General features: G+C 31.7%; 12 protein-coding genes. All 12 read right to left on the bottom strand.

What is annotated here, in order from left to right:
• Positions 1 to 874: 874 nt before the first annotated feature.
• Positions 875 to 2,326, bottom strand: coding sequence for a cadherin-like beta sandwich domain-containing protein (locus tag M2098_RS10040; RefSeq protein ID WP_280684117.1), 1,452 nt, complete (start codon positions 2,324 to 2,326; stop codon positions 875 to 877).
• 34 nt (positions 2,327 to 2,360) lie between these two features.
• Positions 2,361 to 3,992 (bottom strand): glucosaminidase domain-containing protein, encoded by a 1,632-nt coding sequence (locus tag M2098_RS10035; protein WP_280684115.1) that lies wholly within the window; start codon positions 3,990 to 3,992, stop codon positions 2,361 to 2,363.
• 146 nt (positions 3,993 to 4,138) lie between these two features.
• Positions 4,139 to 4,843, bottom strand: coding sequence for an IspD/TarI family cytidylyltransferase (locus M2098_RS10030; protein WP_280684113.1), 705 nt, complete (start codon positions 4,841 to 4,843; stop codon positions 4,139 to 4,141).
• Between the two features lie 2 nt (positions 4,844 to 4,845).
• Entirely contained in the window at positions 4,846 to 5,910 is a 1,065-nt protein-coding gene (locus M2098_RS10025) for an NAD-dependent epimerase/dehydratase family protein (RefSeq protein ID WP_280684111.1), read from the bottom strand.
• 11 nt (positions 5,911 to 5,921) lie between these two features.
• Complete coding sequence (locus tag M2098_RS10020; RefSeq protein ID WP_280684109.1) at positions 5,922 to 6,815, bottom strand: LicD family protein; 894 nt, start codon at positions 6,813 to 6,815, stop codon at positions 5,922 to 5,924.
• Positions 6,816 to 6,861: 46 nt separating this feature from the next.
• Positions 6,862 to 8,112, bottom strand: coding sequence for a hypothetical protein (locus M2098_RS10015; RefSeq protein ID WP_280684107.1), 1,251 nt, complete (start codon positions 8,110 to 8,112; stop codon positions 6,862 to 6,864).
• Positions 8,109 to 9,116, bottom strand: a complete 1,008-nt coding sequence (locus tag M2098_RS10010; RefSeq protein WP_280684105.1) for a glycosyltransferase family A protein — start codon at positions 9,114 to 9,116, stop codon at positions 8,109 to 8,111. The genes M2098_RS10015 and M2098_RS10010 overlap by 4 nt, the downstream gene beginning before the upstream one ends.
• Positions 9,117 to 9,141: 25 nt before the next feature.
• Positions 9,142 to 9,978: a dTDP-4-dehydrorhamnose reductase gene (rfbD, locus tag M2098_RS10005; protein ID WP_280684103.1), complete on the bottom strand. Its 837-nt coding sequence runs from the start codon at positions 9,976 to 9,978 to the stop codon at positions 9,142 to 9,144.
• Positions 9,979 to 9,989: 11 nt separating this feature from the next.
• Entirely contained in the window at positions 9,990 to 10,784 is a 795-nt protein-coding gene (locus M2098_RS10000) for a glycosyltransferase family 2 protein (protein WP_280684101.1), read from the bottom strand.
• Positions 10,785 to 11,828 (bottom strand): acyltransferase, encoded by a 1,044-nt coding sequence (locus M2098_RS09995; protein ID WP_280684099.1) that lies wholly within the window; start codon positions 11,826 to 11,828, stop codon positions 10,785 to 10,787. It abuts the gene before it with no gap.
• 29 nt (positions 11,829 to 11,857) lie between these two features.
• Positions 11,858 to 12,226, bottom strand: coding sequence for a DUF2304 domain-containing protein (locus M2098_RS09990; RefSeq protein ID WP_280684097.1), 369 nt, complete (start codon positions 12,224 to 12,226; stop codon positions 11,858 to 11,860).
• A complete protein-coding gene (locus tag M2098_RS09985; RefSeq protein WP_280684095.1) occupies positions 12,223 to 12,945 on the bottom strand; it encodes a glycosyltransferase family 2 protein in 723 nt (240 codons plus the stop codon). The genes M2098_RS09990 and M2098_RS09985 overlap by 4 nt, the downstream gene beginning before the upstream one ends.
• Positions 12,946 to 12,988 lie beyond the last annotated feature (43 nt).

Below are 12,988 nucleotides of genomic sequence, written 5' to 3'. Positions count from 1 at the left end.
ATTTAGATTTCGTTTTCAAAGATCTTATTTATATCCATTTTCAAAGATTAATCACCTTTGAAATTCACTCGTTTTCATAAACTTTTTACACTACCATAGTCATATATTTCTATTTTCTTCCTATAAGCACACACACAAATTATTACACACAATAATGTACCCGATGCTTTCTAAAATAACGATCCTCCTTTCGGTTAGTTTAGAAGACAATTTTTCCTATATAACGTATAGGAAGAATAACATTGAACCTTATTTATGTCTCTAGTTTCGACAATTATTAAAAAATCAAGTAGATTCATGACATTTTTTCGTTCGTTCATGACATTTTTATACGATATAACCTATATTTAATTATAATTATATATAATCATATGCATTGAGTAATATGATGAATTATTCATTCTTACTAAAACGAAAAAGGATTGATTTCTCACTTGAGAACCAATCCTTTTTCTTTATATCGGTTTATTTATGTTTAGTAAAATGCTTAGTTTTGGATAATTATTGCTTTCACTTTCAAAGCAACTTGAACTCTATGCTACTTAATCTAAACTGATTTTTCACTTTTTTTCAGAAAAGTGAACATTTTTTGGTTTCAATGCATCTTATATATAGAAAGACAAATCTTCTTAACACGTCTTTCTGGGAGGTTTGCCTAATTTCCTTTCTCCTTATAAACACACACACAAACACACAAACAAAACAAACACACGGAAAAAAATTAGGCTGGTAGTTGTGTATTTCTACCATTATACTTTACCTAGTTCCTGTTGTACGCAGGACTAGACTCAAATTCAGGAGTAAGTAAACTATTGTTTACTCCTTTTTTTTTGCAAAAAAAGCACCTCATTTTACTGAAGTGCTTGGCTATTAGCTATTTTGTATTGATTCTTTTTTTCATTGTAAACAATGCTATTACTGATCCAATTACTGCAAGGGCTAATACACCACTTACTCCCATAAGTACAGGTTTTAACGCATCGCTTTTAGTAAGGTCTTCATATTCACTCATAGTGACAGGTGCTGCATTAGAATATGGTTGAATAGTGTTTGAAGACTTTTCATATTGAAATAACTTCATTTCTCCATTTTCATCCATTAAATATACAAGTACGTAATTCTTGAATTTACTATCATTGAATACCCAACCATCCAACTCAGTATCTTCAACTTTTACTTTATTGAAAGTGAACCCTTTCATATCTTTCATGTCTTCTGGCACGGTGACAATTGCATAGTTCTTGCCGGCTACAGCAAATGGAATATATATTGATGTAAGTTTTCCAGCTGTTTCGTCATAGATATAGTAATTACGTACATTCTTTTCATTCATCATGTACAATAGTGTGACTTTCATTTTATTGTTTCGTAACCCTTGTACTTCTTGACCCTTAACCTTTAGTTTTACTTCTTCAAAACCATCAAGTTTTTTAGCACTTTCTAAAGTCAGTACTCCATATTTATCTTTAGAGTCACCAAGAGTTAAATACACTGATGGTTTCTTTTCAACTTGAAAACGGATCGTGTATGTCTTTGAACCACCGTCATCTGCTTTTGTTGTTAAGGTGATATTGTTTTCACCTTCTTTAAGCGTATGCTTTCCAGCACCTTCTACTGTTACACTTGAATCCTTTGGTTCTGCTTTTATTTCAACATTCGATTTATCGCTTGTTAACTTCACAATATACGTATCTACATTTGGATCAAAACCAGGTTCCAATGTTCCTTCGGAGATAGTTAAAGATTTCAAAGTCACATCTTTCTTGTCTTTATTTTCTTCTTCAGGATCATCAGAATTTTGATTATCTTGACCATTATTTGTTTGATTATTTGTATTGTTGTTTGTGTTATTGTTTATGTTATTGTTTGTGTTATTGTTACTTCCACCTGTATTTGATCCAGGGTTACTTGGGGTAGGTGCTGCAACAACGTTTATTGTTTTGTAAATTGAGATATTCCTTACTCCATTTGCACTTTCATCGACTAAATATTGACCAGTTCCACTGATTATAATTGTTCCTACACTATTACCAGTTACAGTTAACGCAGCTGTTCTGTTATCACCTTGAAACCCTGTAATACTTAAACTTCCACTTGCTCCTGCTCCAGAAGCAGATACATCGTACGCCCATGACAATGGGTTTCCTGGTACAGTGAAGCTAACTGTTGTTGATTGGCCAACTGTTATCGAAGAAGTTCCACTAACAGAAACATTTCTATTTATCGTATTTATCTTGTTGCTTGATATTGGCTTTTCATTCGTTCCAGTCCCAAATAACGAACTCATTGAAACAATAAGCGCGATTAATATTTTATTTAATTTCATTTTAATTCCTCATTTTCTATATTTTCTTGAATTTCTACTTTACAAAAATCTTTCTGATTTGATACATATCTAAAATATTGACAACATTATCACCACTTATATCCGCTAGTTTAAATTGCTCACCAGTTAATGTTGCAGTCTTAACGATATGTTTTCTCACTAGGTACATATCAAGAATGTTTATCGTTCCATCCATATTCACATCACCTTTTTTATTTGTAGGCTGTGTAACAGTTCCACCAGTATTTGCTTTGAACACATAATCTCCATGAATATATGCATAATCACGTGATGTTGAATAGTCTGGTGATGTCCCTAATGCTGTCCTTCCTGAGTTTAAAGGATAATCAGAATTAATTTTATACCAAGCTCCAGAAGTTCCTGTAATTACAACAGGGTAATTCATTGTGTTTTTCGTGTTGTATAGAATTGATGATGATGTGTTTGCGTTATTTCTTACATTCACAACGTCTGCACTACTTTTAATTCCGATACTATATTTTGTGTTTTCAGACATATACGGATACATATTTGATATTGACCAAGCGTGGTGTGCCGCTTTTTCTCCCCAAAACGGGTCTGATGCGTACTTAATATTCATTCCACTCTGCTTATCTCCTAGATGTGATCCAAAATATTTCCAGTCTGTAGGTTTAGAATAATTACTAACATATGTCGATGCGTGGTAGTTTATGCTTTCCTTTGCATTTGCATATGGAGTTGCATTATTTGGATTGCTATCATACGCTGAATGTCCAAACAAGTTGTTCTTTGATAATGCTAAGCTACTTGTACCCCAATTACTCTCATTAATAGCTACTCCAACCATCAGCAAAGCATTTGTTCCATATTTATTTTGCGAATCAACAAAGTTTTGTCCTTGTCCATTCATCACTGATCGTTGTGAACCGATATTACTTAAAACAAAATAATCAATTGCTGGTCCATTTATCGCAGTATAACTACGATGACTTAGAAATTGAAAGTAGTTATAATATGGATTCCCGTTATTTATTGAATTACCATATGTTCCTGCTCTATAGTCTGAAAGCATTTTGGAATAATCTGTCCAAAAATAGTGACCATCATAACTAAAATATTTCACATTCTCTTGCATATTTGCTAATCCTGGACCAACTTGATTTGCATACGGTACAGTTGTTTGCGTTATATCACTTGCAATATAATGTTTTAATACACCATTTTCTTTTCGATAAAAACTTGTAGATTTTGTTGATGACAAAGGAAGTACTTGAACCTTGTCTTTGGCAACTTTTATTTTTGCTCCCGACATTATCGCAATAACATAATCCCCTTCATACTTAACAAATGCAGCATCTTCAATATATCCAGCACTTAAGTATCCTGCTGTTCCTGTATTGTAGTCTGTATAATTTGTTACTCCTGCATAATACGTAAACCGCACGACATCAAGCGAGCTTGCTGCTGCTCCCACATTTTCTAGTTGCGGAGTAATGCGTTTTGCTTTTGTATCTGGATCAACTGTTACCACTTCACCTTCAGCTGTAATAAAAGTCAAAAACTCTTCATTTGAGTCTCCTTCTTTCAAATTTACATAATTAGCAGTTGTATTTGTTATGCATAAAGTTAGCATCGCTATAAGCAAACTAAATATGCTGATTTTTTTTAATAGATTTTTAACCATGTTAAATTACCCTCTCTCCGAAACAATTATAGCAAAAATAATAGTAAAATTATAGAATAACAATTTATTCATGAAAATAATTCAAATACGAAATATAATCAAAAAAGATGAGCACCATATCATGACAGTTTCTCATCCTCTATTAATTATTCCATTTCGCTTTTAATATATGCTTTGAATATCGCTAAATCGTCTGGTGTTGTCAATTTAATATTTTTATCTGAACCAGCTGCGAAATATAAACGTTCTCCTAAATCCACCATCATTGTATTTGTATAAGAAGAACCATAGATACCAATTTCCTTTTCAAATGCTTCATCATATGCCCATTTCAATTTTCCATAATTATAACCTTGCGGAGTGGATACTCTACGTAGTGTTTCTCTTGGTATGTACTCTGTTGTCGAATATTCGTCATCAATTACAAATATTTGTTCATTATAGGGCAGCGATGTAACTGCGTTTCCATACTGTTTTGCCTTAATAATTACATCCGAAAGCACACTTGCATCAACCATAGGACGAATTCCATCATGAATAACAACTATATCATCCTTGTCACAAACATTCATGAGGTTATTTACACCATTACGTATAGATTCTTGACCGGTTTTACCACCCGAAATTACCCATTGTAATTTAGTAATATTATACTGCTTAGCATAGCTCCACAATATATCATGCCATCCATCTATACACACAACTTCAATTGCATCAATCTCTGGATGATTTTGAAACCCTTCTAATGTATAGATCAATACTGGTTTGTCATACACATTAATAAACTGTTTTGGTATTTCTTGCTTCATTCTCGTTCCGCTTCCACCAGCGATAATAAGTCCTACATTCATTGTTAATTCCAGATCCTTTCTAAAATCTCTATTGTAATTTTCATACCATCAATCATATTTGTTTTCGACTCCCAACCAATACTTCGTATCTTTTGTGAATCCATAATTGCGGTTGTCGCCTTTGAGAATCCCAATTTCTCTGTCTCATTTGGTAAATCAAATATGACCTTTACATTTTTCAATTTTGCAATTAATGTTGCAAGGTCTTTTAATGTATAGTCAGATTCTTTGTCTGCTACATTATACACATTTCCTTGTTTACCTTTATGTAATACCATAACCATTGCAGAAATAGCATCAAAGATATAACAATATGAATAGAATTGGTTTCCTTCACTTTTAAGTATAATATTCTCATTATCAATGGCATTTTTTATAAACTGCGTGGACGCTTTTGTATCGTTCTTTAAAATCGTTGGTCCATATAGTCTTGGAAGTCTAACAGCAACCACATGTAAATTATGTTTCTTTACATATGCCTGCATTAGTGCTTCAGAACAACGTTTACTTTCTGGATATCCAGCACGTAACGTATTGCAATCAATATATCCAAAGTCCTCTTCTTCTAATGCAATTTTATCACTTTTGTTTTCTCCATACACTTCAACTGTTGAAAGCAAAAGAACACCTTTTGCATGACAGTTAACTGCCATTTGAAGAATATTGTTTGTACCTATCACATTAGTTGTTATTGTTCCAATCGGATCTTCCGCATATGCCACCGGATGCGTGTTACTTGCCCCATGTATAATGTAATCAATTTTTTCATCTTTAAATCTCTCTACAATTGATGAATCATTTATATCATGAGAAATAAATTCTAGCATTTCCTCTTTCATATATTGATGAAAGAAAGTCATTGCTTTTTCTTTGTTCCGACCTAAAGCCAATACTTTGCATTTTAAATCATCACTTTTATTTTTTTCCATAAGACAATCAATAAATGTTTGTCCAATCATTCCGGTAGCTCCAGTTATAAAGACTATTTTATTTTGAAATAATGAATAATCAAACCCTTCTGTTGTATATCTCTTTACTTCTTCAATATACTGCTTATTGTTTACCATAACTAATCTCCTTATAAGTCCTCAACTTTATCAAGTTGTTCAAAATTCGCATATTTTCCAAAATCCAATTTAAATGGAGGATGATTGTGTCGTTTTCCCTCAGGAGGTAGTTGCATATAATCTCCATATCTCTTTGATAAATATGCATCTACGTCTTTTGGAACTCTAACATTAATCCCATCAAATACATCAAGTTTCGTTGGATAGATATCTTCTTTATATACAATACTAGTAAATCTGCTTGGATCAAACATATATGCGATTCTTTTAGTTTCTACATTTTGATACTTGAGCATATGTTTAGATGCCTTGCGATAAAAAAAACTTGGAGTTAAGTGTAATATTTTAAACGTATAGTACGATATTGCAAATGCCAAATTAAGAATCTTTGCCTTCAAACCACCAAAATATAGTACCGGTTTTTTAACTGTACTAAGAATCATCAATTTCCCCCAAAACCAAGCCCATGTTCCTTGTTTACGCATTTGCTTTTCATCATCAGGAATATTATCGAAACAAAAGATATCTAGAAATATACCATACTCTTCATTAGCATCTTTAAAATCATCTGTAATGAAACTTGTTCCATTAAGCCCCCATCTAGTATTCATAAGATGGAATTTTGGGTTTGTTTCATTATTCATAACTGTATACTTATCAGAATACTTCTCTGTGGCAATTTTTAAAAACTTATCGTAATCATCCCGAGTCATTCCTACATCAATATCATCATCCCAAGGAATGAATCCACCGTGTCGTATATATCCAATTGCAGTTCCCCCACATAGAAAATAATCAATATCATTCTCTTCACAAATTTGATGAAACTCCCGCAAAATCATTAATTCGATTTTTTGCAAAGTCTTTAGTGTTGATTCTTCGTATGTATATTCAAAATGGTTCATTCATTTTTCCTCCTATTTGTCTTTTCTTCCTATTTTTAATTGCTCATTACTCATGCATTTTTCGCTTTAAGGTAATAGTGAACAATAGACTCATCATAAGTAAGGCTAACAATGAGTATAATATAAGAGAAAATGTAACACCGTTCATTGTAAATATTTGAATCATCGGATAACTAATAATAAGTAAAAATATAAAGGCAGTTAAATTCACAAACAATAAACTTTTTAGCTTTCGCATTACGATAAGTACGTTCCATAAATACCAAATAAATGCAGTTAGAGATGTGTATATTAAGATTGGTACAAATAAATAACTATATGACGCTATTTCTGCATTATATAAAAGTCTCAATCCAAACTCTGCTAATAAACCCCCACATACAATTCCACATATTGACAATGCTATTAGAATAAAAGACACTTTAATTACTAAACTCTTAAACTCATTATATTTACCATCATTATACAAGCTTGCAAAGCGGGTAATAAATGGATTGAATACGTATGATGCAGCCACCTGAATAATTATTGCAGGAGATGCCACGGGTCCATATATACCTAACGCTTCAGCACTAACAACAATCACAAGAATTTGTCTTGGAATAGTAGAGGAAATCGTAGATAAAAATGACGCAATTGTGACAGGCACAAATTTAGTAAACATATCTTTAATATTCGCGAATGTCACATATTCTTTCAAACCCTCAATACTTGCAAATTTAAGTACTTTGCGATAATCATAAAGTGCTATAAACAATGCATTTGAGAAAATTATTAGTAATAATCCTACAATTAAACTACCAAAAAATATCATCCCAACAGTGAAAGATACAATAGTAAGTATCCCACGAACAAAAAGTGACTTACCACCAATATCCATTCTATTTTTTCTTTGTTCAAACGCGTGCATAATGTCCACTGCAGCTTCACCTAGTTTATAGACCATATATAGTAAAATACAGGCAAGCTGAATTCCACTATATGAGAATATTAAACTATAAATTACGCATAGTACAAAACCTAATACAATAGTGAAGCAACGAAAAACGATATACTGTTGATCTTTAATTTGCTTGTTTGAATCACTGACTAAGTATGGTCGTATGTTAAATGTTGCAATATTAAAGAAAATATTAGTAATTGAAATTGCTAGTGTCAAGTTTGAAGAATCATCCAAATCTGATGACAGTTTTATGACTAGAAAAGTTAGTGCCCACTGACACAACAGGTAAGTAAATGAACCCACTGAATTCCATAGCATATTTTGTTTTAATGAAAGTTCTTTATTAGTCATCATAACACCTTACTTACTAGATATGAAAACGGATATAATATATGAAGTTTGTATGAGATTACAAACAATTTTACAGCAACTCTATGAGTTAGTGGTAACCCTTTAGGTGTAGCAAAATGGATAAACGGATTTTCCCCAACATTTGGAAAGTAGTTATTAACAAATTCATAACAAAACTTCACTAGTTTTTTTCGTGACTTATTATCAATCGATTTATACATGTTTGTTGTCAAACCAGTCAATATTTTAATAATTGTGTATTCCAAAACCTGTCTTGTTAATACATCATCAGTATTTTCAAGTACCTTTGTCGTCGCAGTTTCAATTCCGTTAAACGGCATTTTTGGTTCCTTTTTACCTTTTCGAATATTCCCCATTGTAGATGTATTGTGAATTCTATATTTATAGCCCACGTAATCTGCTACTTGTACTTTTCTTGCTAAGATGTCAGTCATACAACAATAAGGTCCATCTTCTAACTGCTCACCAAGACTGAATACAAATCCATATTTACGAATAAACTCTGTACGGAAAATTTTCCCACATGGAGAGTATTGAAATAAATGTTTTTTACCTTTAAAATCAATCAACCACTCACTTGGCTTTCTTACTAATGTCACTTCTGTGGTTTCTGAAATAAATTTCTCATATGCACAAACTGAAATATCAGTTTCTTCATCTGTATTCTTCATGAGTATAGAAAACATATTTTCATCAAGTATATCATCAGAATCTACAAAACTTATAAATTCACCATTAACATATTTAAGTGCATTATTTCGAGCTGCAGATTGTCCTTGATTATCTTGGTTTATAATAACCATTTTCTCTTTGTATTTCTTCTCCCACTCTTTTAATATACACAGTGAATTATCAGATGAACCATCATTTACTGCTACTATTTCAAAATTGGAGTACGTTTGATTGAATACAGATTCGAGAGCATCATCTAGATACAGTTCAGAGTTGTATACAGGCATAATTACCGAAATTTTCTTATCTTCCATAGATTCTCCTTCATATTTTGTCAAATTACAGTACTTCTAAATATCTGCGTACTGCATCTTGCCAACTAGGCAGTCTAGAAAAACCATTTTTTTCTAACTCTGTTTGATCCATTCTACTATTCTTTGGACGCGTTGCCTTTACTGGAAAGGCAGTAGAATCAACTGGGTGAACAATTACATCTAATTTTGCTTGACTAAATATTTCTTTAGCAAATTCATACCAAGAACAAAATCCTTGATTTGTAGCATGGTAGGTTCCAAACTTATCAGTTAATATCATATCAACTGCAAGTTTTGCTAGATCAAATGTGTATGTTGGAGAACCAATTTGATCATTAACTACACTCACTTCTCCACGTTCTTTACCTAATCGAATCATTGTTTTAATAAAATTATTGCCATTGTATCCAAATACCCAAGCAATTCGGATTATAAAGTGTTTTTTTAGTTTTTCTACAACTAGTTCTCCTTCATATTTCGTTTGTCCATATACATTCAATGGGTCACGTTTATCATATTCTTTCCAAGGTGTTGTTCCAGTACCATCGAATACATAATCTGTACTAAAATACATCATTGGTATATCTAGTTCTTCACATACATCAGCAATATTCTTCGTTCCGTCAACATTCACTTTTGTACATGCCTCAACTTGTTCTTCTGCCGCATCAACTGCTGTCCATGCTGCACAGTGAATCACAGCATCGAAAGTATTTGAAGTTATTGCTTTGTGTACCTCGTTTCTATTAGTGATATCCATTTCTTCGATATCAACTCCAACTGCTTCTATATTTCTCTTTGCACACTCTTCAACGATATCGTAGCCTAATTGACCCTTAACACCTGTAACTAATACTTTCATATTTACCTCCATTAGTTATTACTTTCTTCTGCTTTGACATAAAATTTATTTAGAAATTTGGCAATACTCTTTGGCCAAAACTTTAAAAACATATCATAATCTTCCTTTGTTCTCACATTATCATTAATAATTTCAGTTGTGGTAGATTCAACATGTATACGATGTCCCATTAATTTATTATTTATATAAACAAAACGACCTTTCCTTTTAGACAGTATTTCCCATGCATACCAATCTATATTTGCTTTATATGGACTATTAAATACACGCTCTGTATTAATATTGTACATATTAAACGTAACAGCAGGACAACAAATTGCATTCCCCAGCATAATACAAGAACGCTTCACTAACCGTATTGATGCTAATTTATTAAATTTTACAAATGACATCAACATTCTTTTTATCTTTAAGTTTCGGTTTTTAAATATTTTTTCATCATTTCTTATTTCGTAATAATCAGTAAACAAAATAAGCGAATCCTTATACTTCATTGCATTTTCTATTACACTTTTACCGTAATTTGGTTCGTAGACATCATCTTGATGTGCAATCGTAACAAGTTCGGTATTTGCTGCGTTTCTAGCAAAATCAAAGTCATATCCAATACCTTTTCCAGTACATTCGTTGATTACAACTTTCAAATTGTATTTCTTAGCAACGCTATAAATATAATCATTAGGAGTTGATGTTGCAATAAGTACTCTAGATTTAGATTCTTGATTCAATACAGACTTAACGCAATCCTCTAAAAATGCAGATTCTTTATAAGCCAAAACTACAAACGTATGTATACTTTCCTTCATTTAAATTTTCTCTCTTCTTTCAAATATAACACTTTCAGTTTTGAGTAAGATTTTAGCAAATACAAAAGACACTAAAATAGATAAAATTGAATTTACTAATGGACTCATTTGATTTGCAAATATATATACTAAACACTGTTGAATTGGAAATGCTACTAAGTAAATTGCATATGAATATTTACCTAACTCCCCAATTCTTGATGAAACTTGTTTTTTGCTGAAACCGACTACAATAAATAAAACCGGTGCAAACAATATCATTCCAAGTTTCCCAATACCAAGGGCGAAGCATAGAATAATAAGTATCAAAGCTAATATCCCATACCAATTCTTAATCGAAATGCAGTCACGATAAACATAGGCTAATACTCCAACATAATAGATTAATACTGGTTGTATATAGTTTCTCAGTGAAACAAATAACGGTATGGTCGTAAAATTGCATAATACAAAAGCAAGCAATGCCAAAGGTGATAATAACAATATTCTTTTTTTATCTAAAAATTTTGTATGAAACAAACCAAACACGATAATATAACAACAAAATTCAACTGGTAAAGTCCATAATGAACCATTAACAACCGAACCATATGGAGCATTTATAAACACTCCAGGTAATGAATGTATTGGTATTAAAACAATATTCAAAAGATATTTCCATGTTTGTACATTGGTAATGTATGAAAATAAAGGTAGTGTTGTAAGAATTGGTCCCATAACAAAAGTACAAAACACAATCACGATACATAATGACGGAATGATTCGCTTAACTCTAGCTTTAAAGAACCCCTTAAATGAATAGTTTTTTTGGATGCTTCTTGAAATAAGCAAACCGCTACTAAAAAAGAACACAGCAACTGCCAATCCCCCTAGCGATTCTTGATTGTTTGTTAATGTTTTTAAAACATCAGATTGACTACTACCAGTCAATGTATATGAATGTGAAACAATAACCAATATTGCAGCTATTAATTTCATAATGCTCAAATTATTACTCTTGCGATTGTTTAAAGCATCTTCCAAAGTATATTTCTTCTCATTCATGAAATTCATTCTCCTTATTTTAAAGAGTTTTACTCTTCACTATGCGTCTTGTTCTTGCTAACCTTCTCTAGTTCGGATTTCATAATTGAAACTTCTTGTATTAATAATTGAATCTTCGTTTTTTGACCTGATACAATAACAGTTAAACTAATTGATAAAATTATCAGAATAAAAATCAATATTCCAATGACCATATTAGCCATAGTTTGAAAACCTAAAAACTGTGTGAATAATACTACCACATCAGGAAATAATGCAACTAAAAATAGCAATAATGGAGCCAAAAACCATGGTATTGAAAACTTTATAGGTACTCTTCCCTTTTTTAATAGATGTAATATAATCAACAGAATAATTAATCCACCTAAAAATACTCCTACTCTTAAATGCGAACTCATTTATTGTACCTCCCCGTTCCAATAATCAAAATTGAAAGAAGGATATTAAACATATAATAAAAGTTTTTCCAAGAATGGATTGAAGAAACTCCTCCTTCTCTTTCAAACATCATTGCTGGCACTTCATCAATGACATATCCCATTTTTATTAGTTCAGTTGTCGTAATTGGTTCTGGATACTCAACAGGATAAGAATACGCAAAAAGCGATATAACTTTCTTGTTCGCAGCTCGATAACCTGAAGTTGTATCCATTATACGTTTTCCTGTTACCAGCTTTATCATAAAAGAAATTAAACGAATACCCATTCGTCTTGCTCTACTTGATTTAAACTCACTTTTTGAGCCATGTACAAAGCGTGATCCTATTACAAAATCATTATTCTTATTTAGAATTGAGTTTATGAGATTTTGAACACTATTTATATCATGTTGTCCATCACCATCAAATTGAATCGCAATATCGTAATCATTCATTTCTGCATATTTATATCCAGTTTGAACAGCTCCTCCAATTCCTAAATTGTGAATTAAGCTTATTGTAGGGATATTGTTATCAATACATATCTTATATGTATTGTCTCTTGACCCATCATTAATCACAATAACATCTAAATTTGTATTATTCTTTTTATTGAAGTCAATAATACTTTGGTATGTTGAAAGGATACTTTCTTCTTCATTATATGCTGGTATTATAATCAGTATTTTTTCATCCATTTGTCTATGTCCTTTCATGTTTAACTTGATATTCTAAATACTA

The sequence above is a fragment of the Breznakia sp. PFB1-19 genome, assembly GCF_029893935.1.
Classification (GTDB): Bacteria; Bacillota_I; Bacilli_A; order Erysipelotrichales; family Erysipelotrichaceae; genus Breznakia; species Breznakia blatticola.
This window is presented reverse-complemented; position numbering and strand designations above follow the sequence as displayed.

What these genes read in the sequence shown, in the direction of transcription:
- M2098_RS10040 (WP_280684117.1), bottom strand. Translation starts at nt 2,326, where the DNA reads ATGAAATTAAATAAAATATTAATCGCGCTTATTGTTTCAATGAGTTCG.
- M2098_RS10035 (WP_280684115.1), bottom strand. Translation starts at nt 3,992, where the DNA reads ATGGTTAAAAATCTATTAAAAAAAATCAGCATATTTAGTTTGCTTATA.
- M2098_RS10030 (WP_280684113.1), bottom strand. Translation starts at nt 4,843, where the DNA reads ATGAATGTAGGACTTATTATCGCTGGTGGAAGCGGAACGAGAATGAAG.
- M2098_RS10025 (WP_280684111.1), bottom strand. Translation starts at nt 5,910, where the DNA reads ATGGTAAACAATAAGCAGTATATTGAAGAAGTAAAGAGATATACAACA.
- M2098_RS10020 (WP_280684109.1), bottom strand. Translation starts at nt 6,815, where the DNA reads ATGAACCATTTTGAATATACATACGAAGAATCAACACTAAAGACTTTG.
- M2098_RS10015 (WP_280684107.1), bottom strand. Translation starts at nt 8,112, where the DNA reads ATGATGACTAATAAAGAACTTTCATTAAAACAAAATATGCTATGGAAT.
- M2098_RS10010 (WP_280684105.1), bottom strand. Translation starts at nt 9,116, where the DNA reads ATGGAAGATAAGAAAATTTCGGTAATTATGCCTGTATACAACTCTGAA.
- rfbD (WP_280684103.1), bottom strand. Translation starts at nt 9,978, where the DNA reads ATGAAAGTATTAGTTACAGGTGTTAAGGGTCAATTAGGCTACGATATC.
- M2098_RS10000 (WP_280684101.1), bottom strand. Translation starts at nt 10,784, where the DNA reads ATGAAGGAAAGTATACATACGTTTGTAGTTTTGGCTTATAAAGAATCT.
- M2098_RS09995 (WP_280684099.1), bottom strand. Translation starts at nt 11,828, where the DNA reads ATGAATGAGAAGAAATATACTTTGGAAGATGCTTTAAACAATCGCAAG.
- M2098_RS09990 (WP_280684097.1), bottom strand. Translation starts at nt 12,226, where the DNA reads ATGAGTTCGCATTTAAGAGTAGGAGTATTTTTAGGTGGATTAATTATT.
- M2098_RS09985 (WP_280684095.1), bottom strand. Translation starts at nt 12,945, where the DNA reads ATGGATGAAAAAATACTGATTATAATACCAGCATATAATGAAGAAGAA.